Origin of the sequence: Archangium violaceum (genome assembly GCF_016859125.1) — a bacterium.
In the GTDB taxonomy this organism is placed as follows: Bacteria; Myxococcota; Myxococcia; order Myxococcales; family Myxococcaceae; genus Archangium; species Archangium violaceum_A.
Genome location: NZ_CP069338.1, coordinates 7,013,760 through 7,037,151, shown reverse-complemented (window position 1 = coordinate 7,037,151; position 23,392 = coordinate 7,013,760). Strand labels below are relative to the sequence as shown.

Below are 23,392 nucleotides of genomic sequence, written 5' to 3'. Positions count from 1 at the left end.
CCTATCCCAACAGCCCGAGCACACCCGACTTGTCGGGGCCGGAGGTGAGCACGTCCTGGGGTGTGCACTCGGGGCACCCGTTCGCGCACTTGCAATTGGCGAGGATGGCCCGGACCCACTTGAACGTGTCGTCGACGAGCGCCAGATCCAACGCCTCGGCCACGCCCATGCCCTGGAGGTGCCGGTCCACCACCACGATGCCCGCGGGAGCCTCCGGGAACATACCCGCCCCCACCGGAACCACGTCCATGTCCTCGTCGTTGGAGAGCAGGTGCGCCACCAACACTCCGTCCGTCGAGCGCGCCAGATGGACGAGCACCTGGGGCGTGGTGGCCGCGGGGAAGAAGATGCCGCGCACGCGGGTGCGATAGCGGCAGCTCACCGCGCCCACGTCCACCCGGCCCGGCCGCCCCACCTGCGAGTAGCCGGTGACGCTCTCCACCACCGTCGCCTCCAGGGTGCACACCTGGTACACGCACCGCCCGGTGCGCACCGTCTGCGGGGACTCCACCACGGTGGCGGACTCGAACTGGATACGTAGCTGCGGCTTCGTGAGTGGCCTGTCGTTGGGCACCGGCTTCACGCGCAGCTCGTTGCGCTTGGTGTCCAGCGAGTGCAACGGCACCTCGTAGCGCGCGTCGCCCACGGCGAACACGCGGCCCGGGTAGTAGCGCGTCTCCACCAGCAGCCGGTCTACCTCCGTGAGGAGCTGGCCGCTGTGCACGTCGAGGATACGCACCACCTGCTCGCTCACGGTGCGCCGCAGCGGATTGACGGACTCGGACAGGCCGGCGGGGACGACGGGGCTGCGCACGGGCTCGCGCCCCTGGGGCAGGCGCACCACGTGCCGCTCGGGCCGGAACTTCGGCCCCAGCACCTGCTCCACGCGCGAGCGGCCGAAGACGGCGGCCAGGGACTCCACGTCCTGCGAGCCCTCTTGCATGGCGGCCTTGAGGTGGGCCGTGGCCAGCGCGCCGTTGTGGTAGCCCACGAGCGGGCGCGGCGGCAGCAACATGCCGTGGCGGGACAATCCGTCCAGGTTGCCATCGCGCGTGAGGAAGCGCGTCACCGGGTTGTCGGCGAGGCCCCACAGCGCGTCATGGGCCTGCCCGTCCGCAAGCGGCACGCGGTGAGGAAGCGCCCGGTATGCGGCCACCAGCCACGCCTCGTCCAGCGTGCCCACGGAGGCCACGCCGAAGAGCGATACGTCACGAACGAAGCGCAGCTCGCCGCCCCAGAAATCCACGGCCTTGAGATCGAAAGTGCCTCCCGGGTCTCCCACCGAGGCAGGCAGCTTCGCCCCCACCACCGGCTCCAGCGCCCGGCGCACCCAAGGCGTACCGGGCTGGACGCGGAAACCCTCGGCCACGCGCCAGACACGCACGGGGGCCGCTGCGCGCGGGGTGAAGGGCACCTCGCGCACGGAGATGCCCGGGAACATCTGCTCCACCAGCCCCCGCGTGCCCGCGCCCCCCACGCCCGTGGCCAGCACATTCCACCGGGCCCCGGCCGCCGACAGCGCCAGCTCCAGCCGCCGCAGGGTGAACATGCGGTGCGTGGACGCGAGCGGCGTCCCCCGGTCCACGCGCGACAACAGCACCAGCCCCACGGAGCGGGCCCACAGCCGGCCACAGCCGCCCCGCGTCTCGGAGAGCGCGCGGATGCCTCCGGCGGACAGTTGCTCCACGTCCAGGAAGACGGCGGCCGGCATCCGGTTGCCCGCGAAGGCCTCGCGCATCGCCGCCTCGCCGGCCAGCAGAGGCCCCGAGGGCCACGAGCCACTGCGTGCGATGGCCTCGCTCACCGCGTCACGCAGCGCCTCCGGCTCGTCGCTGATGACGAGGCACGGCAGGCCCTCCCGCTGCAACGCGAGCTGCACGCACGAGGTGAGGAAGTGGCGCTCCGTCGGATCGGGCAGGTCGCCCACGAGCCAGCCCTGGGTGGGCGTGCTCCACGCGTTGGCGATCTCCTCCAGTGCCCGAGGCGGAGCCCCGGTGGCCCCCGAGTCCCGCCAGGCGGCGGCGCTCCAGGCCGGAGCCGGCTCCTCGTTGGCCGTGCCCTGCGTCGCGAGCAGCGGGCGCCCCTGGGCCTCGATGGCGCCCAGCTTCCGCCACATCCCCGGTATGTCCGCGCGAGGAAGCACGGGCGTCTGGGGTTGGGGAGCCTCCTCCTTCACGGGCGGAGGCGCGAGGCGCTCGGAGCGCGTCCACACCGCGAGCGCCATGCACAACATGGGCAACACGGCGGCCAGATCGAGCAGTGCGCGGGGTTTCTCCTGGCGCCACGCCCCATCCACCGCGATGAGGGACAGCACCGGCACCGCCACCAGGACGGCCGCCAGCGGATCCGCGAGCGGCACGCGGAAGGACGTGAGGCTCTTGTGGTTGGACTCCTGGAACGCGAACACCGTCGTCGCGAAGAGGAAGGCAACGGCATGGGGCAGCGCCAGCAGCAGGACCGCGTCCACGGGGTACCAGGTCGCTTGCATCGTCACCGGAGCGCTGCCCGGGACCTGGACCTGGGGCAACGCCGAGAGCGCGGCGAGCCAGCCGAGCGGCCCACCCCGCATGGAGGCACTGGCGGCCTCCACCAGACGGGTGACGAGCACGAGCGACAGGGTGACGAGGACGGCCTTGCCCACGGGCAGCGCGGCACGGCGCCAGCGGGAGTTGGGACCGGGGCCCACCACCAGCGCCGCCAACACCCAGGCCCACAGGGGCGTGGCGAGCACCAGCACCCAGACCAGCAGGTAGACGGCCGTCGTGAAATCAGAGGACGGATGCGGGAGCTTCACGTTCATCGCGCACCTCGCGGGGCCACCACGGCCGGCTGCGACAGGGAGCGAGCCCCTCGCGTCACCTCCTCCACGGAGAAGCCCTCCCAGGTGCGCAGGAAGATGACCCGCGCGGCCTTCGAGGGCGACCAGAGGACGGGAAGCCGCGTGGGCACGTCCCGGAGGCCCGCGTCCAACGTGTCGCGCCCCGCCGACGGAGCGATGACGAAGCCCTCGCCCGGACGCAGGCCGAGCACCGGATCTCCATGCGCGTTCAACGGCTGGCACGGCGGAGCGAGCACCGCCCCCATCCTCGCCCCGAAGTCGCGCAACACGTCCGCCGCCTGCTGCCCCCCCTCGGGGTCATCCAACACACTGCGCTCGCCCATGGGCTGCACCTGACGCCGGCTCAATTCAGCGACGCGCTCGGGGTCTCCGCACGGGACGTCCTCGAGCAATCCGCCCTCGGGCCAGGCACCCTCGAGGAGACGATCGGCCCAGACGCGGTCCTCGGAGATCTCACGGCGTGCGGCGATCCACCGGCTGATGACCTCCGGGGGCACCAGCGAGCCGTGCAACAGACCGCCCGCCCCGAGCAATGGCCCGAGGTCATCCAACCGCGCCTCGGCGGCCGGCGTCACCCCGAGCGACAGCAACTCCTGACGCTTGCGGTCCCTCGCCTCCAACAGCGCGTGACGCACGGCCTGCAACCGGGCCACGGCGTTCTCCAGGGCGAGGATGGCGCCACGACGGGCACGCTTGCGGCGCACCACGAGCTGCAGCTCCGCCTGCTTCGCGCGCCGCCCTCCCCCTCCCCGGCTGACCAGAGATTCCAGCGCATCACGCCGGAGCTTCAGCACGCGGCGCACTTCCTTCCGCGTGTGATTGCCGACGAAGTAGAGCCACCCGCCTCCGGCGCCCAGCGCGGCGAGCACTCCGACGATCCACGGCATGGCCTCGCGCCAGTCGAAGCCCGTGGCGACCGGGGTGGCCGAAGCGGTTACCTGGACGCGAGCGGGGCCAGTGCCAGCGGAAGCCGCGGCCGGAGTCATGAGGGACAGCGTGCCGAACGAGACGCCCAGCAGCACGGCCAGCGCGAGCGCCGCCGCCGCCGCGAATGCCATTCCGCGCGAGGGCAGCGCCAGCAGGGCGTGCTCCAGCTCCTCCCGGTGCGGATCCACCGGAGGGCCCGGCGGCTGGGACGGATCCAACTTCCGCAGCGTGGCGTCCTCCTGGACCTGCTCGTCATGCAATTGCGCGATGACGCGCTTGAGCCCCTGCTCGACGGCGGGGAGCTGCGACAGGCCCGACGTGGGCCCGAGCGAGGCGTCGAACACCGCCTGGATGCCCTGCTCCACCGAGGAGGCCACCTCGGCCTCGGCGCGGTCGAGCGCGCGGAAGGTCTCGTCGGTCCGGGCCTGGTCCACGGTGGTGGGCGCGGCCTCCACGGAGGCAGGCTTGAAGAGCCCGGCGTGGCGGGCGCGGATCTCCTCGGGAGTATCGAGCGGCCCCACGTGGATGTCCGCGGGCAGATCCACCGGAGAGCGGGACAGCTCGGCGGCGAGGCGCCGGGAGAGCTGCGCGGCCTGGCCCTCGACGAAGGGCGCCAACCACCGGTCCCGCTGGAGCGCGGAGACGGCTCCCATGGCCAGGGTGGCGTCCGTCCCGGGCTCCTGCACGCGCTCCACCAGCACGCCGAGTCCGTCATAGGCGGCACGGGCGGCGGCATAGGCGCGCAGACGCGACTCGGGCAACTCCACCGAGGCCAGCGAGACGAAGCCCACGAGCCCCTCATCGAGCGCCGGGTGGGCCAGACGGCGGGACACCTCGTCCTCGGTGCGCAGGCCCGAGGCCACCATGCCGAGCGCGAAGGACGCGCAGGTGGACACCATCTCCTCGGAGGTGAGGGTGCCCGCGGCGGTCTGCTGGGACACGACCCAGATGCGGGCCAGCAGGGGGAACACGGGACGGGAGCGGGCCCAGCTCTCCAGGGCGGCCAGCCGCGCGAGCGCCACGGAGGCACGCGGGTTGGACAGCGCCGGCACCTGCACCACGAGGTGGAGCGAGGCGGTGCGCTGCTCCGGCGGCCGGTCCGGAGGGAACATGGCGCCGTAGCCCTCGGCCAGCAGACGCGCGGCCTGATCGCACGCGACGAGCAGGTCCTGGTCTCCGCCCTGCAGCGCCGCGGCGAAGGCGATGAGGTCCAGCCGCTGATCGCGCCGCTCGCCCGAGCCACGGCCCGCGCGCAACAGGTCCTCCAGCAGGGGCTGGAGCCCGGCCGCCACGCCCGAGGGCTCACAGCGCAGCACGCCCAACAGCGGCGAAGAAGCCTCCAGGGACTGGAGGGCGCGGCCGATGACCTCATGGCCGAAGCGCCCCAGTCCGAGGAGGACGGTGGGGTACGAGACGGCGGCGTCCAAGCTAGCTCCTCAGCTCGGCGGCGAGCGCCTCCACCACGGTGCGCTCGTCCTGGAGGAAGCGGCGCTCGGCGTCCTTCTGCTCGGAGACGGCGCGCGCGTAGGCCTCGGTGAGGCGGCGCTGGTGGGCCTGCACCTCCTCCAGCAGCTTGTTGCGCGAGGGCCGCTCCGCCGTCGCGTTCAGCCACGAGTCATGGGCGTTCTTCTCCAGGTCCCCGCGCAGCACGGGATCCAGGGCCTCGAAGGCCTCGAAGGCCCGCGCCCGGTCCGGCGCCAGCTTGTTCTTCGTGCCGGCGAAGCTCCAGTGGTAGCCCTCGTCGTCGCGCGAGATGCCTCCGAACAGGGCGCACAGGGTGAAGGCGCGCAAACGGCTCTCGCGGGCCTCGCGGGAGGCCTGGGCGGAGCGCTCGGCGGCGCGGCGCTCCTCGGCGCGCTTGAGCTCCACCGGATCCAGGTCCGGCAGACCCGGCGAGGACTCCCAGGCCGCCTCGATGTGCAGCGGGTAGGTGCGGTTCTTGTCGTCGCGCACGCGCTTGTAGCCAGAGTACAGGTCGGACTGGACGTTCTTGAACCAGTACACGGGCACGCCGAGCAGCGCGCGGTAGAGCACCAGCGAGTCGCGCTCCTCCCATCCCGCCACGCGGTTCGTCCCGGACACCACGCCCTTGAGGACGCTCCAGAGCGAGCCCTCCTCGTCACTGGCGTACTTGTCGTGCAGGCCGGCGTAGAAGACGTCCGCGGGCGTCACCGTGGGGTCATCGCGGCGCGTGGCGTCGATGTGCGCGAGCAGCACGCACTCGTCGGACAGCCGCTTGAGCCGGTCCTCGATGCCACGGCGCACCTCGGTGGCGGACACGGCGCGCAGCTCGTCCTCGAGCTTGCCCTTGCGGCGCAGCTCCTCCAGGTCCTTCCCGGCCTTGTGCAGGGCGATGTAGCGCTGCTCGAGGTCCAGACCCGAGGCCAGGTCGAGCCCCATCTCCTCCATCACCCGGCCGTAGACCTGAAGGGCCTGGGCCTCCAGCCTGTCACGCACGTGCGTGACGATCTCGTTGGCGTCGCGGGCGCGGAGCTGACCGCTGGGGTCTCGCACCGGGGTGAAGGCCTCGGTGACGGAGTCGAAGATGTCGGCCACACGGAAGTTCGCATCGCTGTCGAGCTTGTGGGCGTAGAACTCCTTCCACAGCCGCTCGCGGCGCCGGTCGTCGCGGAGCACCTCGGCGTCCAGGTAGAACTGCGCCACGTCGGAAGCGGGGTCCACCGCGGCCGGATCCTTGCGGAAACGCTCGGCCTGGGACTCGGCGTCACGGGCGCGCTCGTCGGCCACCTGGGCCACCTTGCGAAAGGACTCCAGCCGGGCCTCCGCGTCCTTGCGCAGCTCGCTCTCGAAGGACTTCCAGAAGAAGCGCTTGATCTCGTCGCGGAACTCGTTGGCCCAGCTCTCCACCTTGGCCACGGCGCGCAGCTTGGCGGTGGCGAAGGCCTTGTTGTCACGGTCCGTGAGGCTCTGGAAGAACCCCGGCTGCGCCTGCTTCGCCATCTCCGAGTCGAGCCGAGCGATCTCCTGGCGCAGCTCCGGGCTGTCCAGATCGGGCGGAGTGCCATCGGCCTTGAGGTAGGCGCCCTCCTCCGGGTCCTTGAACGGGACGATGAAGGACTGCTCCAGCAGGCGAACGAGGAAGAGCCGCTGGGCGATGGGGTTGACCTCGTACTCCTTGAAGAAGGACTCGAAGAAGCGGCCGGTGCGCACGTCGCCACGCTGGGCCTCGAGGTACTCGCCGCACACGCGGGCGCGCGACTCGTCCTTGGCCCGCCGCAGCACCGCGATGGCTCGGCTCAGCGAGGGATTGCCCGGGTTGATGGACTGCTTCTCCACGTCCGGGATGTCGATCTGCTCGTCCAGCCTCCCGAAGATGGCCTCCAGCTTCTCGCGGAAGGCCTCGGCCAGGTTCTTCCCGCCCCTACCGATCTGCTGCTGGATTCCGTAGAACTGGCCCTTCTCGTCGCGGCGCTCCTCCTCGGAGGCTCGGAAGGCGACGTAGCCCTTGAACTTCTCGTCGATGCGGCGGTTCTTCTCGTTGACCTCGAGCCGCTGGAAGGCCGGGTCGCCGTAGGGCACCTGGAAGTCCGGATGGTCCGCGCCGAAGCAGAGGAACTGCCGGAAGGCGCTCGCCACGTAGCGCAGGCCCGCGTACTTGAGGATGTCGCGGCGAGGCAGCTGCAGCAGCGCGGTGCCGAACGAGCCGTAGTGCACGGAGAAGTGACCCAGGGCCAGCTTCTTCTGGTGCTTCTCGTAGTTGTCGTACTCACCGGCCTGCGCGCCGAGCAGCGGCGAGAAGATCTGCAGGTAGCAGGCGTCGGCCACCGCGTTCTCGTACTTCTCGATGGAGAGCTGGTCGGGCCGGTCGATGAGGTAGGTGAGCGTGAAGGGGCGCTCGGCGACGACCTGGCGATCGCGGTCCTGGCTGCCCGGGTCGTAGTGGAACTCGATCTCGCCCGAGCCGCCCGCGTAATCGAGCTGGCGGTTGAGGAACTCCAGTTCCTTCAGGGCGGAGTAGCCGTTGGCGAGGATGTCCGGGTGGAGCTGGGGCTTCACCTTGTCGAGGAAGGCGGTGGGCAGGGTGAGCACGCCCGTCACGTTGGGCCGGCCCCAGCCCGCGTCGAGCACCATGCGCCGCAGCAGGTAGGCCATGGGCAGGAAGCCGCCCGAGCCGGTACCGCCCGCCACCGAGCCATAGAGCATGACGCGGACGACGCGGTTCTCGTTGTCGCGCCAGGGGTTCTCGCGGCGGGTGGACTCGTCGAGCAGCTTCTGGAGGGCCTTGCGGATGCCGCGTCGATCCTCCTCGAGGTTGTAGTAGAGGCGCAGGCGGCTCTCCATGCGGATCTGCCCGGCGCCAGCACCCTGGGTGGAACGGAACTGGTACGTGGAGGGCACCCACTGGGTGACGAGCGGATCCTCCTGGAGCTCACGCTGGCCGCGCTTGCGCTCGATATAGGCGCGCGCGTCGAAGGCGGAGACGAGGAAGCGGTTCTCGACGGGGATGTCCTTGAGCTTGTCGAGGTCATCCTTGTTGGTGTCGATGGCCACGAAATGGGTCATCGACTTGATGCGCTCCCAGTTGGGATGGCGGCGCAACCGGCCGGCGAGCAACTGGACGATCTTCCCGCCGTTACCACCGAGCCCCACGAACAAGGTCGGGTTGAACTTCTCCGTCGCGAGCAGCCCCAAGGCTCCCCCTCCGCGTCATCTGTGTAGAGAGTACGTGTCCGATATAGCACGTCGTATCAAGGGCGGAGGGTCACTCGTGGTGTGCCCACCTTCACGCCTCGGAGAACCTCACCGGCCCGGCTCCACCCCAGCCCCCGACGCATGCTGCCCGGCACCCACATAACGCGCATCACCAACACGAAGCTCAGCAGGTCACTGCTGAGCAGGCTCCCGCCGAAGCGGGCCAGGGACACCCTCGCTCCAGGGCCCGGCGCCGAAATTCTCCGCCAGCGCGTGCATCAGGCTGAAGATGCCGCACAGGTCGATCCCCGTCAGCATGCCCACAGCCGCGCCAGGACCCCTCCAGGGTCACTGCACACGACGATAGCGCAGGGGTAGCCCACGGCCCTCCCACCCGAGGAGAGAGCACGGGCGTCTACCTGGGCTCTGACTTCGTTTCCGAGGGTTCCACTTCGTCCGGCAGACGTGTCCGCAAGAGCCTCCAGCCCTTGACTCCACGGACCACGGTGAACCCCTTGCCCTCGATGGTGACAAGCTCGCCATCGTTGACCTTTCCACTGGCGAGAGACGCATCTGCTTCCTCTCTCGTCGCGAACGCATGAGAAGCGATCAGCGGATTGCCAGTGATGAAAGCCCTGAAATAGCTGCGGTAATCCTCCAGCTTGTCGATGTCTCGCACATAGAGCAGCGCCACCGCGGCGATTCGGAGGGCCTCCTCTTCCGGCGAGCCCTCCGGGTACTTATCGCTCACGCTACCGAGCGTCTTCATCACGGCTTCGACATCGAAGTTTGAATCATAGGGCATGAGCGCACCGGGTTAGAGGGCAAGAGGAGCAAGAATCAGCGCGCCAGAACCACCTGTCGTGATGACAAAGGCAACGCCGGCGATGATGACGACCGTTCCCAGAGCCACCTCGGCCTTGTGACTCCTAATCCAATCGAGAGCCTCGTCAACACGCGAGAACTTCAGTTCCCTGGCCTGCTTCTCATTGGCCTTTTCGCATTCCATATACAGCTCGCGGCATTTCTTGGTGCAGTACTCACGAAACCATCCATCCCGCTTCGTGTGAGGGTAAGGCAGAGGCTTGGTATTCCAGCACTCATCGAAGCACTCACGCTCCTCTGCCTCACAATTGCGGAAGCCAGCGCCGCCAGTTCCAGGTGGGGCACCAACCCCCCGCGTATCTTTTGAAATGAGATAGATTCGCCGCTCTGGCTGTTGCGAATGGGCGCACGCGGTGACGACCAGCATGGCGGCCATGATGGGAGTAATCCGCCCCACTGTACACCTCCCCCAAGTCGAATGGCCCATGCTCCCATCGCCGTTCAGGAACAAGCAAGCACCGGAGACGTAGCAGTCAGGCAACGAACACCTGCTCAGCTCCACTTCAGATAGAGACTGCCCACCCGGTACACCACGTTGGGCGTGTACCCGAGAGCCAACTCCTCGGATGGCACGGGCTCCCACTTCCCGGTGCGCTGCACCTTGCGCTCCAGGCCCGGCGCGGTGGCGAAGCGCGTGGAGCCTCCGGGTCCCGCTTCGAGGACGAGCACGGCCGCACGCGGCGCGCGCACGAAGTCACCTCCCGCGTTCAAACACATACGCGCATTGCGGTAGAAGCCCCGCGTCCCTCCCGGAGTCTCCCGCAGAGTGAGCGCCGAGGCTCGCTTGAGCCCCATCTCCGAGCCCGCCACGTAGACGCTGGCCGCCGGGTCGAAGTCGTGCGGCCGGACGAAGCCCGCGACGACCCAGCCAAAGCCAATCATCCCTCCAGCCAAAGCGAGCCAGGGCCACCAGCAACGCAGCCAGCCCGTCTCCGATACCTTCACGAGTGTCGGGACCGTCACGGCTGCGGCGGCGTAGTGGGGATGGGACGCGGCGAAGAGGACGCCAATCCCTGACGGAGCGATATCGCCACAGCAGCTCTCGGCGGTGAAGCAGATCTCGTATTTGAGCGGCTGTCCCTTACGGCCACCACCCAGGTCCGCCTCCGAGCCCGCGACGGGAGCACAGCTCAGCACGCCTCCCTCCACGGCCCCCTGCGCGGTGCATTGGATGGGGATGCGATCCGCGTTCGTGGATCGGGACAGATCCACCACCGAGCACCGGCGCGTCTCGCTGCGCTCGCCCCTCCACGTCCCGAAATCGAGCGAGGCTGGATTCGGCACCAGGGCGAAGTCGAGGAACCCCTCCACCTGCACGGCCCTGCGCGCGCTCTGCTCCATCCACGCGTTGCGGAAGGTCACCCGCACGGGCGTGGACGCCCCGTCCAACGAAGGCTCCGAGGGCGTCCAGTCCGCCACGAAGCGCCCTCCCCCCTCGTGACGCAGGGGCACCTCCTTCCCCTCGAGCGTGGCCACGGCCGTGAAGCCGTCCGCCTGGAAGAAGGTCTCGTCGTCGAAGGTCTTCCCGCGGAAGAGCAGCCGTGCATCGATCTGCACCGTTTCCCCCACCCGCGCGGTCGTTGGTACGGCCAGCGAGGCCTCGAGGTCGTAACGGAGGATGAGGCCATAGTCGATGGCACCCGACCCCTTCGGCAGCGACAGCGTCCAGGTGCTGCGCTGATCCGGCGAGTTGGGCGCGCGGAAGACCTGGTAGTGACGGTGTGGCGGCTGGCACAGCTTCGGCGCGCCCGAGTAGCGAATGCCGGGCGGACACCCGTTATCACCCGAGGCCTGGGACGGAATCTCACCCCCAGGGCCCTCCAGCTTCGCGGTGTACGCGGGACCGGGCGAGGCCGACGCCGTGGCCACCAGCACCTCCACCACGTACTTGCCCACCTCGAAGGTCTTCGACTGGCCCGGGGACAGCGCCCCCGTCTCCGGCCTCGAGCCCAGCACGTGCGCATAGCCCCTCGTGAAGGCGCCAATCACCTCGCGCGGCGTCTCGACGAAGAGGAGATCCTTCTGGGGCTCCCGCGCCAACGGCCGGAGGAACTGCTCGCCCATCTGGCGGACCTCGTCGCTGCCGAAGAGGCCGATGACCAGCGTCTCGAACTCCGCCGACTCGGAGAGCCCGAGGGCCCGGGGTCCTTCCGAAGGGTCTCTCAGGTCCTCGGGGATGCCGTCGGTGAAGAAGAGGAACAGCCGCTTCTGGAGCGCCGAGCCCCGCAGCCGATTGCCCGCCTCCTCCAGCGGGCGGCGGAAGAAGGTGCCATTGGAGTACGGAAGCGCGCGGATGTCATCCGCGCTCCGGGCCGGGCGCGGCGGAGCATCCTTGCCGTCACCGAAGGCCAGCACGTCCACCCGGTCGGCCGAGCCACGCGCCAGTCCCTCGACGACGAGCGTGCCGAGCACCGCGGCGCGCTCGGGATCATTCGGAGGAATGCGGCGGCCCTGGTCATCCCGGGACTCCACGCCCATGGAGCACGAGTTGTCGAGGATGAGGACGATCTCGTGGCCCCCGCCGGCCGCGCCGGAGAGGAGCAGGGGCAGGACGAGCTGCGCGAGCGTCATCTAGAGTTCCACCTTGAAGTACGTGCCCCCGGCCCGGTACAGCACCGAGGGAGAAGGGACATGGCCCTGGGCCAGCTCCGCCACCGGCTCCCACTTGAGGGTGCGGCGATCCTGCTGCTCCAGGGGGCCCGTGCCCGTCAGCACCACACCGGCCCCTCGCGTGGCACGCAGGACGACGACCGCGTTCCGGGTGCGGCCGTTCACCTCGCCATCCCCGTGCAGGCCCAACCGGGCGGCACGGTAGAAGCCAGGGCCGCTGCCGGGACACGCCTGCAAGAGGATGGCGGCGGCCTGACGGATGCCCCGCTCGCTCCCGGCCACGCGGATGGACGCACCGGGAGGAAAGCGCGCGGGCTGCGTGAAACCGGCGAGCACCACCCCGAAGCCGAGCAGCGCCAGCGAGGGCCACACCCAGGCGCCGTGACAGCCGAGGAAGCCCCGTCCCTCGACCTTCCAGCGCAGGCGCACCGTCTTCTCCTGCGCCTTGAACTCGGGGGGGAGCGGCACCACACGCAGCACGGCCGACTCGGGCGACACCTCGCCCGCACAACGGGGCACCTCGAGACAAATGTCGAGCCGGAGGTCTCGGGGATCCAACAACGCCTGCGTGCCCGACGCGGGCTCCAGGCCGCGCACGTCCGCCTGGTTCAGCGCGTTGAGGAAGTGCAGCACCGGGCGCGACTGGCAACTCCCGAGCCCCTCGACACGCAGCGCCAGGAGATGTTCCTCGGCGCCCCGCGAATGGCTGAAGTCGAGTTTCTGGCACGCCTCCGTCACCGGAGTGCCCGCGTTGACGGTGCCGAAGTCCAGCTCGGCTGGCAGCTTCAACTCGAGCTGGGGACGCACCTGGACCTCGTGCGTGGGCATGGAGACAGGCCCTCGTGGCGTCTGGAACACGAGCGACCAACTCGCGGCTCCGACCTCGGTGTAGGTGGCGGCGAATTCGTAGCGGTCGCCCGGCCGGGGAGGACCGCGGTAACGCTCCTCGCCCGTATCCACCACGAGAGCCTCCACCGAGGGATCCGCCAGGAGCGCGTCCACCCGCTGGCGGCCCGGCCCAGGCTCCGGGCGCACGAGCCGCACCGTCCCCGTACAGGGAAGGCCGACGTAGCAGGTGCGCGGCAACGTCGACGTGTCGAAGCCGAGTCCGAAGTCACTCACCGTGGCGGGGACCTCGCCCGCCGGACAGACCACGCGATCGCCCGCGCGGCCTCCCGCGCTGATGCGCACCTCGCGCGGCTTGGGAGACGCGGGCGGAGTCCATGATGCCGACAGCGAGGCATCGGCGGAGAGCGACTCTGGCTTCTCGCCCTCCACCTGCACGTTGAATCGCAGTTCGAGGCCCGCCGGAGGTGCGCTCACGGGCACCTGCCCCGCCGCGTCGAAGAGTCTGGCGCTCAGCAGGGTGGCCTGTCCCGACACGAGCGCCTCGTGCATGGCGGGCTGCACCACGCGCGCTCGGAAACCGCAGACCTCCACCTTCAGCTCCTGGCCTCCGGAAGCCGCCGCACGGAGCGTCTCGTTCCCCGCGAGTGGTGGCGCCACGGGAATGAACTCGATGCGGGCGGAGCTGGAGGCCGGAAGCGAGTAGTCGGCCACGACGGTGCCATCCGGCTGCACGGTGCCCCGAAGCTCGGAGCTCTGTCCGCTCGCATCGGTGACACGAAAGGAGCCCCCGGAGATGCGGCGCAGCGCCCCGTGCTCGTCACGGACCGCCCCCACCACGGTCACCTTGTCCCCGGCGGTATACGGACCGGGGGAGATACGCTCCACCCGGGCCTCCAGCTGCACGGGAGGAGGCGGAGCACCAGGCGTGACGGGCTGGCCGTCGATGACGTGCGCCACCAGGTTGCCCGCGCCGTGCTTCTCCCCGTAGAGCCGTGCACATTGGTACGGATCCGCGCGCTGATAGGTCCCCGGATTGCGCCGCAGAAACGTCGAGACGCAGGTGTTGTCCTCCTCGTCGTAGCAGACGAAGCACTCCTGCCCGTTGGTGACCCAGCAGTGGTAGTGCCATCGGGCGTGCATCGCACGGACGTCTGGCATGTCGCACGCGGCCACCACGTTCGGCGGAGTCCCCTCGTATCCTCCGACGCAGTAGGTCTCTCCCCCCGCCAGGACTGGAGCAGCCACCAGGAGCGGGACGACCGTGAGCAGCGCCAGAAGCGCGCGGACCATCACTGCCCTCCGACTTCCGTATGAGGCGTCCCCATGCCGACGCCCGCGTCCAGATTGGAACTGGAAGCGCTGGAGGGAGACGATCCTGGCGCTGGCGGCGGCTCGGAGGCCCTCAGCCCCAGGACCAGGCCCACGCCCAGCGCCACGAGGCCCGTCGCGAGCAACCACCACAGCGGAACACGGCGTCCGGTGCGAGCAGCCGCCGCGGGCTCCTCCGTCTTCCCTTGCGGCTCGGAAGCGGACGAGGCCTGTACCACGGGAGCGCTCGGAGGAACCGACGTGGCCTGCACCTCCGGAGCCGGAGCTGGCGCGAGTATCGGCATGCCGTCCGGGATCGTCTCCCGCCGGTCCCGAGGGGGATCCTTCACCGTACGCGGCACCTCGGGCTGTCCCGCCACGAGCAGGATGACCGTGATGTTGTCGGCCCCACCGCGCTCGTTGGCCGTCTGGATGAGCCGCGCCACAGCGTCCTGGTAGTCGAGCCCCTCGATGAGCGGATACAGCTCGAAGTCCTCGATGAAGTCGTACAGCCCGTCGCTGCACAGCAGCACCACGTCGCCGGACCGCAGCTCCAGCGGATCCGTCCACACCTCGGGCTTGAAGCGCTTCTGGACTCCCGCGCTTCCTCCCAGCGCCTGCACGAGCACGTGCGAGTCGGGATGATTCCGGGCTTCCTCCTCCGTGAGGATGCCGTGGGTGACCATCTGCGCCACCCGCGTGTGGTCTCGCGTGCGATCGACCAGCGCCCCCTCGCGGAACTGGTAGAGGCGGCTGTCACCCACCCAGCCGACATAGCAGCGCGAGTCCATCACCCAGGCGATGACCCCCGTGGTCCCCATCCCCTCCGCGCCCCGGGTGAGCGCGGCATCGAGCACGGCCTGATTGGCCTCGATGAAGGACTGATAGAGGGCGCGGGGCGGATGGTCCGGAGCGCTCGCGGCGAGCACCTCGACGATGCGATCGCTGGCCACCTGGCTGGCCACCTCACCGGCCTCGTGGCCTCCCATGCCGTCACAGACGACGAGCAGTCGGGAACCGTCCGGCTGGGCGACGATGCGGTAGGAATCCTCGTTCTGCGCGCGCTGGCGGCCGACGTCGGTACTCCCGTGGATGTAGAACGGGAGGCTCATTCGTCATCTCCCCTTGCGGGTGCGTAGAAGGTCTTGGACTTCGCTCGGGGCGCGTCCGCGGACGGCTGGGCGGCCACGGGCGCGGCGGGAGGCGCCGCGACGAGCGGTTCCCCCGTGGAGGAGGGCTCGACGGCGGGCTGGAGTCCCGGCTGGACCAGGGTGAGCTCCAGCTGCTGCGACAGACGGATGCTCTGACCGGGCTTCACCTGGACTCGCTCGCCCGGGTTCAAGCGGCGCCCGTCCACGAAGGTGCCATTGGTGGAGTGCTCGTCCTTGATGAAGACATTGCCCGCCTTGAAGAGCTGCACGGTCGCGTGGTGGCCGCTGAGCTGTGGCAGATCGATGGCGAGGTCCATCTCGCCCGACCGGGCGCCAATGGTGAACGAGCCCTTGTGGATCCGGTAGAACGGCTCGAGCCCGGGAGGTCCCTTGACCACCACCAGCCGCGTCTCCGGCAGGGTCGCGAAGGGATCCTTCCACACCGCGGGGGCGGCCGGCGGGGGCTCGGGCTGAGCGGGAGGAGGCTCGGCGGCGGGCGGTGGCGCGGCCACGGGCGCGGACACCTGGGGCGCCGGAGCGGGCTCCGAGCGGCGCCGGGACAGCAGCGCGATGAGCGCCAGCATCAGGAGGAATCCCAGGCCGATGAGCAGGACGATCAGCCACCAGGGAAGCCCACGGGAATCCGAGCCACCGGGTTGCATTCCCGCCCCGGGAGCTCCCACCGCCGTCCCGGATGGGGGCGTCGAGGCTCCGGGGCTTCCCGCCGCGCTTCCGGTGGAGTTCGTCCCGGGAGTCGCCGTCGAGGAACCAGACGGCGTCGTGGAGCCAGAGTTGCCCGCTGCCGTCCCAGGAGGGTTGACCGAGCCGGAGGCCCCCGTCTTCGAGCCGGTACCCGTCCGTACCGGAGAGGGTCCCATGGCGACGGTGCTGGGGCAGACTGTGGTCGCACGACCCTCGGCCCTCTGGCGGAAGGAGACCGGATCGCTCCAGGCCGCGGTGGTGGCACGAGCCGAGAGGGCCGTGACGGAGAGCCGGTCCGAGGTCTGCCCGGGCTTCACGCCACAGAAGTCCACGTCCAGCCAGTAGAGGTGCTCCAACGCGCCCACGAGACCCGTGAGCGCCTGCCGGGCATTGCCATCCTCCACCTGGATGTAACGGCCGCCGGAGCCCTCGGCGAGCTGGGACATCTCGTCGAGCCGCTGGGCGAAGCCCTTGCCCCTGCCCTGGCCACTGAAGACGACCAGGTGGATGCGCACGCCCTTGTCGCGCGCCTCCCGGGCGAGGTCCTTCACATTGAGCGCGGCCGACTCCTCGCCGGCATCGGTGAAGACGATGACCTCGCGCGAGCCACCACGTGAGAGCGGCTGCGCGCTCGCGGCCTCACGCACGGCCTGCTGAATGTAGAACTTGAGCCGGGTGATGCGCTGGACGGTCCCGAGCTGCTGGACCTTCGCCAGACACGCCTCGAGTGCCGCGGCGGTGCGCTCCTCGCAGTGGGTGCGCTTGCTCTGCCCGAAGGTCATGACCGCGACGGTGTGGTTCCGGGGTCGGGCGCCCAGCGCGTCCACGTAGTCCTTCGCGAACACGAAGGCCTGGGACCAGTACGCGGAGAACGACCCGGACTGATCGAAGGCGAGGACCGTGTAACGACCCTCGGAGGAGTCAGCCATCCGGCGGACATCCGTCACCTGCGCGCCGGCCTGATCCACGGCGATGCGGAAGCGATCCGGGGAGGCCCCCGTGGAGCGGAGCTCCTGCTGGAGGGTGGGATCGGTGACCTCGATCTGGAGCCGCGTCTGCCCGTTGGACGCGGGCGGTACCGCGAGCACGGTGAGCCCATTGTCCGCTGCCGCCGCGGGTGCGCCCACGAGAAGGACGGCGAGCAGACCCGCGATCATGAAGACGGTGCGATGCATGTGCATCCCCCCTCGGGAGCTGCTCACTGGGAGCGCCGGGACAGCAGCTTCTCGGGGACGATGACGAGCACCAACGTCGTCCCTCCCAGCATGAGGACGGCCTGGTTCTGCAGGACGACCTGCTCGCCGTGGACGACGGAGCCGTTGACGACGGAGCCGTTGCTGGAGACGTCGATGAACGAGGCGTCCTCCGCGCGGATGAACAGGTAGGCGTGCTGGCCGCTCACGCGTCCATCGTCGAGCACCACATCGCACTCGGGGTTGCGGCCGAGCACGTTGCGCCCGACGCGCAGCGGGTGGACGCGACCCGGGTCGGAGGGATTGCGGTACTCGAAGAGGGCACCACGAACGAGCCCCGCGGCCGCGCCCTCGTTGGCGGTCTCCACGAAGGTCCGGGCCTTGGGGCGCGGAGCGGCGGGAGCCGGCGGCATGACGGCGGGAGCGGGAGCCGGAGCGGCCGGAATGGACGCGGCGGCGAAGGGGTCGCGCGGGTCGAAGGTAGGCCGCGGCGGAGGCGGATTGGCGAAGAAGTCCGCGCCCCGTTGAGGGGCGGGAGGAGGAGCCGCCGGATCCGGCTCGAAGACGGTGTGACGTTTTTGATGCGGGTTGGCTGGCTGCTGGGGAGACGGGGGCACGGGAGCGCTCCCGACGGCCGGAGCCGGCTTGGGGGGCGTCAGGTCCATGCCGCACATATCGCACCAGGCGGCACCGGCATCGTTCTCGTTCTGGCAGGAAGGACAGCGCATGAGGGGCGTATCCGACTCTAGGGCACGCCCTGGAGGAAACTCCAGCAAGGACGAGCCCCTGGGCTCCTACGAACGACGGAGTCGACGATTTCTTCCCCCCATGATGCGCCCGCCAGACCTGCGATTACGTCCTCACAGCCTCCCCTTGGGGGCTGGCGAAGCCAACAGTGACTTGAGCACCCGGCCCGTGGCCGTCTTCAGCCGCGCGACCTCCTGGGGTGTCCCCTCCGCCACGATGAGCCCACCCGCCTCGCCGCCTTCCGGCCCCAGTTCCACCACGTGGTCCGCCGAGGCGATGACGCTCGGGTGGTGCTCGATGACCACCAGCGAGTCCCCACGGTCCACCAACCTGCGCAAGAAGGCGATCAGCTTCGACACGTCCCCCAGGTGCAAACCCGTGGTGGGCTCGTCGAGCACGTACAGCGTGGGCTCGTGGCGCGTGGACGCGGTGAGCTCCGCGGCCAGCTTCAACCGCTGCGCCTCGCCGCCGGACAGCGTGTTCGAGCCCTGCCCGAGTTGCAGGTAGCCCACGCCCAGGTCCGACAGGCAGGACAGCGGCGCGGCCACCTTCGGCAGCGCGTGGAAGACATCCTTGGCCTCGTCCGCCGACAGGCGCAGCACGTCACCGATGGTCAGCCCGTGGTAGCGCACCTCGAGCGTGGCCGCGTCGAAGCGCGCCCCGCCGCAGGCCTCGCAGGGGGTGACCACATCCGGGAGGAAGGACATCTCGTGCGAGATGGCTCCCTGCCCGTCGCACGCCGTGCACCGGCCACCCGACGCGGTGTTGAACGAGAACCGCGCGGGGCTGAAGCCGCGCAGCTTGGCCTCGGGAGTCGCGGCGAAGGCCCGGCGCAGCTCGTCCCAGAGACCCAGGAAGGTGGCGGGCACCGAGCGCGGCGTGCGTCCGATGGGCGACTGGTCCACGGCCAGCACCCGGCGGATGGCCTCCGTCCCCCTGAGGGACTTGAAGGGCCCCGGGCGCGTCGTCACCAGCCCGAGCTTCTCACGCAGGGCCGGGTACAGCACCTGGCGCACCAGGGTGCTCTTTCCCGAGCCCGACACACCCGACACCACGGTCAGCCGCCCCACGGGGATGCGCAGGTCCACGCCCTTCAGGTTGTTGGCGCGAGCGTCCTTCAGCTCGATCCAATTCTCCGGCGAGCCCCGGGGCGTGCCGGCCAGTACGGCGGGCTCGCGGAGCGCGCGGGCCGTGGGCGCGTCCTCGACCTGTAGCACCTTCTCGGGCGGGCCTTCGGCGAGGATGCGTCCGCCCCCCCTGCCTCCGGTGGGCCCCAGCTCGAGCAGGTGGTCCGCCGCGCGGATGGTGTCCGTGTCGTGCTCCACCACCAGCACGGTGGAGCCCGTGTCCACCAGCGCGCGCAGGTTGGACAGCAGCCGGTGGGTGTCACGCGGGTGCAGGCCAATGGTGGGCTCGTCCAGCACGTACATCGCGCCGGTGAGGCCCGCGCCCAGCTGCGCGGACAGTCGCAGCCGCTGCATCTCGCCACCCGAGAGCGTGGACGCGTTCCGGTCCAGCGACAGGTAGCCCAGCCCCACGCGGTCCAGGAACTCCATGCGCCGCAGCAGCTCCTGGCGGGACGGCTCGCCGAGCAGCGCCCGGTCCCCACGGAACTTCCACTCGCGCACCCGCGCCAGGGCGGCGGTGACGGACTGCCGCACCACCTCGTGATAGCGCAGGCCCTCCAGCTTCACGGCGCGAGGCACCGGCTCCAGGCGCGAGCCCTCGCAGGTGCGGCAGGAGTCGGAACGGCCCTCGGCCAGCGCCTCGGCGCCGCCTTCCACGCCCGTCCCCTCGCAGTCCACGCACCGGCCCTGCTTCGTGTTGAAGGAGAACCACCGCGGGTCCATCTCCGGAACGGAGAAACCGCAGACGGGACAGGTGCGCTCGCTGGACAGGAGCGTCTCCTTGTTGCCGGTACCGCGCACCTTCAGCGCGCCCTTGCCCCAGGTGAGGGCCTTGTCGAACACCTCGCGCGGCAGCTTCGCCAGCTTGCCCTGGTACATGACGAGGTCGATGTCGTGCTCGCGCGACTTCACGAGCTGCGGCGGCTGGTCCGTGGAGACCACCTTCCCGTCGGCGATGGCCGTCTCGATGCCCGCGCGCGCGGCGGCGGTGAAGACGTCCAGGTAGGTCCCCTTGCGCGCCCGCACGGCGGGGGCGAGCACCGTGCCATCCCCCTTCATCGCGGTGAGCTGCGCGTAGAGGACCTCGGGCGTGGTGGAGGCGATGGGCTCGCCGTCACGCGGGCAGTGGGGCTGGCCCAGCTTGGCGAAGAGGAGGCGCAGGTAGTGGGCCACCTCGGTGACGGTGGCCACGGTGCTGGTGGCGCCCGCGCGCGAGGTGCGCTGCTCCAGCGCCACGGACGGCGGGATGCTGCTGATGCGCTCCACGTCCGGACGCGGCATGGTGGGGAGGAACTGGCGCGCGTACGGCGTCAGCGTCTCCAGGAAGCGGCGCTGGCCCTCGGCGAACACCACGTCGAAGACGAGCGAGCTCTTCCCCGAGCCGCTCGGCCCCGTCACCACCGTCATCTTCCCGAGCGGAATCCGGCAGGACACCTCCTGCAGGTTGTGCTCGCGCGCGTGCTCCACCTCGATGGCGGGAGGCACCTCCGCCGGGCCCTTGCCCCGCTTGCCCGGCACCACCGGCTCCACCAACGTCCCACGCAGCGCCGCCGCGGTGAGCCCCTCTCCTCGAGAAACCAGCTGCTCCGGCGTGCCCTCGGCCACCAGCCGCCCACCGTTGCGGCCACCACCCGGCCCCAGGTCGATGATCCAATCCGCGCCCCGCATGACGACGAGGTCATGGTCCACGACGACGACACTCGCGCCGCGCGCCACCAACTCATGCAGGGCGGCGAGCACCTGGCGTACGTCCGCGTCATGCAGGCCAGCACTCGGCTCGTCGATGAGGAAGAGCGAGCCCTTCGCCTCGCTGGCCAGGGCACGCGCCAGCTTGAGGCGCTGGGCCTCGCCACCGGACAGGGTGGACAGGGGCTGGCCCAGGGGCAGGTACCCCAGACCCAATCGGGACACGGGCCCGAGAGCGCGCGCCAGCGGCTTGTCGTCGGCGAAGCGCTCCAGCACCTCGTCCACGGTCAGCTCCAGCACGTCCGCCACGGAGAGCCCGTGATGCCGGATGGCCAGCACCTCCTCCTTGAAGCGGCGGCCCCGGCACACGGGGCACAGCAGGGAGACGTCCGCGAGGAACTGCATCTCCACCGTCTCGTAGCCCTCGCCCGAGCAGGCCTCGCAACGGCCCTTGTCCACGTTGAAGGAGAAGTGCGCCGAGGTCAGCCCCCGCACCTCGGCCTCGGGCTCGGAGGCGAAGCGCTCGCGCAGCCGATCCCACGCCTTGGTGTACGTGGCCGCGTTGCCACGCGAGGTGCGCCCCAGCGGCGACTGGTCCACGAAGGTGACGCGCTCCACGGCCTCCAGCCCGTCCACCCCGTCCGCCTCGCCGGGCGCCTCCACGTCCTTCTCCCCCAGCGCGCGCCCGAGGTGGCGGTACAGCACCTCGTCCATCAGGGTGCTCTTGCCCGAGCCACTGGGGCCGGTGATGGCGCACAGCACGCCCAATGGCACACGCACGGAGACGCCCTGGAGGTTGTGGGCCCGGGCGTTGCGCACCACCAGCTCACCGGTCCGCTCGCGCGGCGTGCGCTTCTCCTCCCCTGTCCCCGACAGCAACCGGCCGGTGGGAAGCTCCGCGCGCTTCGCCAGCTCCCGCGGGGTGCCATCGAAGCACAGCCGTCCCCCGTGCTTGCCAGCCCCAGGCCCCAGCTCCAGCACGCGGTGCGCGGAGCGGATGACGAGCGGATCATGCTCGATGACGAGCGCGATGTTGCCCCGTGTGGCCAGCTCGGCCATGGCGCCGGTGAGGGGCCCCACGTCGGCGGGATGCAGGCCCACGGTGGGCTCGTCCAGGACGAACAGCGCCCCCGTCAGCGAGGTCCCCAGCGCCGCGGTGAGGGACACGCGCTGCGCCTCGCCGCCGGACAGCGTGCGCGCGGGCCTGTCCAACGTGAGGTAGCCCAGGCCCACCCGCTCCAGGTAGCCGAGGCGGTTGGCCAGCTCGCGCCGTGCCAGCTCGCCCTGTCCCGTATGGGTGCGCAGCGAGTCCAGGCGCGCGCGCGCATCGGACAGCTCCAGCCCGTGCCACGCGGCCAGATCCAACCCGCCCACGCGCCACGCCCGCGCGGACTCGTTGAGGCGAGCGCCCTTGCAGCTCTCGCACAGCGAATAGGCGCGGTAGCGCGAGAGCAGCACGCGCACGTGCATCTTGTACGTGCGGCTCTCCATCCAGCGGAACCACGCGCGCACGCCCGGGTAGACGCGGCCGCCGTCGTAATCCCCCTCGCCCTCCAGCACCCGCTCCCGCTGCGCCGGGGTGAGCTGCCCCCAGGGCTTGTCCAGCGGAATGCCTTGCTCGCGCGCGTAGCGGAACAACATCTTCCGCTCCCACTCGGACGTCTTGCCCGACCATGGACGGATGGCGCCCTTCTCCAGGCTCAGCGCCGGGTTGGGCACCACCTTGTCCCAGTCGATGCCGATGGTCCGGCCGAAGCCCCGGCACGTGGGGCAGGCGCCGGTGGGCGACTGGTAGCTGAAGAGCCCGGGGCGGGCCTGCTCGAACTCGCGCGCGCACTGGGGGCACACCAATCCGCGCCGGATGCGCCGGGTGCCCGAGGGCGTGAAGGCCACCGCCTCGCCATTGCCCATGGCCCAGGCCGACTCCAGCGCCGCCGTCACCCGGCCGAGCTGCCCCTGGGCCAGCTTCACCCGGTCCACCACCACGTGCGCCACGCCGGCCGAGTCGGTGGCCTCGCTCGGCCGCAGCGACTCCAGCTCGCGCACCTCGCCCCGCACCACCAGCCGGTGGAACCCCTCCTTGAGCAGCCGGGCGCGCACGTCGAGGAACTCGGCGGTGTCCGCGATGCGCAGGGGAAAGGCCAGCACGGCCAGCGCGTCGGGCTCGGCGGCGAGCGTCGCCGTGGCGGCCACTCGCGCGTCGGTGCGCACCGCCTCCACTCCGCACGTCGGGCACACCGGCATGGCCTCCCGCGTGAAGAGCGCGGACAGGTACGCCTCCACGTCCGCCAGCGTGGCCACGGTGGAGCGCGAGCTCTTCACCGGCGCGCGGCGATCCACCGCGACGCCCGCCGCCACGGGCTCCAGGTTGTCCATCGGGGGCCTCTCCAGCCGCTCGAGGAACTGGCGGGCATACGGGCTGAAGCTCTCGACGAAGCGGCGCTGTCCCTCGGCGTATAGGGTGTCGAGTGCGAGACTCGACTTACCAGAACCTGAGACTCCGGTGAGGCACACCAGCTCGCCTTCGGCGAGGTCCACGGAGAGGGATTGGAGATTGTGGGTCCGGGCGCCAACGAGGTGCGTCTTATGCATGGAGAGCGCTGATTTAACGGCAGAAGTCGGGCTCGCCAACGGAATCCTTCACGTGGGATGAAACGGAACAGTGCTCGAAACCAGCCGGCTCGCGGAGCACCAACTGCATTAGCATGAGCCCGC

General features: G+C 70.4%; 11 protein-coding genes. All 11 read right to left on the bottom strand.

Translation table 11 applies throughout. The annotated features are described in order from the left end of the window. Position 1: 1 nt before the first annotated feature. Positions 2-2,800 (bottom strand): DUF1998 domain-containing protein, encoded by a 2,799-nt coding sequence (locus JQX13_RS30145; protein WP_203402934.1) that lies wholly within the window; start codon positions 2,798-2,800, stop codon positions 2-4. Further along, positions 2,797-5,193, bottom strand: coding sequence for a hypothetical protein (locus tag JQX13_RS30140; RefSeq protein ID WP_203402933.1), 2,397 nt, complete (start codon positions 5,191-5,193; stop codon positions 2,797-2,799). The genes JQX13_RS30145 and JQX13_RS30140 overlap by 4 nt, the downstream gene beginning before the upstream one ends. Position 5,194: 1 nt before the next feature. Beyond that, a complete protein-coding gene (locus JQX13_RS30135; protein ID WP_203402932.1) occupies positions 5,195-8,419 on the bottom strand; it encodes a tubulin-like doman-containing protein in 3,225 nt (1,074 codons plus the stop codon). A gap of 415 nt (positions 8,420-8,834) precedes the next feature. Further along, positions 8,835-9,224: a hypothetical protein gene (locus JQX13_RS30130; RefSeq protein ID WP_203402931.1), complete on the bottom strand. Its 390-nt coding sequence runs from the start codon at positions 9,222-9,224 to the stop codon at positions 8,835-8,837. A 12-nt stretch (positions 9,225-9,236) separates the two neighbouring features. Further along, on the bottom strand, positions 9,237-9,680 hold the full coding sequence (locus JQX13_RS30125; RefSeq protein ID WP_203412631.1) for a hypothetical protein: 444 nt from the start codon (positions 9,678-9,680) through the stop codon (positions 9,237-9,239). A 116-nt stretch (positions 9,681-9,796) separates the two neighbouring features. After that, positions 9,797-11,875, bottom strand: coding sequence for a vWA domain-containing protein (locus JQX13_RS30120; RefSeq protein ID WP_203402930.1), 2,079 nt, complete (start codon positions 11,873-11,875; stop codon positions 9,797-9,799). Next, positions 11,876-14,053, bottom strand: a complete 2,178-nt coding sequence (locus tag JQX13_RS30115; RefSeq protein WP_203402929.1) for a hypothetical protein — start codon at positions 14,051-14,053, stop codon at positions 11,876-11,878. It abuts the gene before it with no gap. Continuing rightward, a complete protein-coding gene (locus tag JQX13_RS30110) occupies positions 14,053-15,183 on the bottom strand; it encodes a PP2C family protein-serine/threonine phosphatase (protein WP_203402928.1) in 1,131 nt (376 codons plus the stop codon). Before JQX13_RS30110 ends, JQX13_RS30115 begins: the two co-directional genes overlap by 1 nt. After that, complete coding sequence (locus tag JQX13_RS30105; protein ID WP_203402927.1) at positions 15,180-17,099, bottom strand: FHA domain-containing protein; 1,920 nt, start codon at positions 17,097-17,099, stop codon at positions 15,180-15,182. The genes JQX13_RS30110 and JQX13_RS30105 overlap by 4 nt, the downstream gene beginning before the upstream one ends. Positions 17,100-17,122: 23 nt before the next feature. Next, the gene (locus JQX13_RS30100) at positions 17,123-17,845 is read right to left on the bottom strand and encodes an FHA domain-containing protein (RefSeq protein WP_203402926.1); all 723 of its coding nucleotides are present in this window, start codon (positions 17,843-17,845) and stop codon (positions 17,123-17,125) included. A 132-nt stretch (positions 17,846-17,977) separates the two neighbouring features. Next, the gene (gene uvrA / locus JQX13_RS30095; RefSeq protein WP_203402925.1) at positions 17,978-23,269 is read right to left on the bottom strand and encodes an excinuclease ABC subunit UvrA; all 5,292 of its coding nucleotides are present in this window, start codon (positions 23,267-23,269) and stop codon (positions 17,978-17,980) included. Between the last annotated feature and the right edge of the window lie 123 nt (positions 23,270-23,392).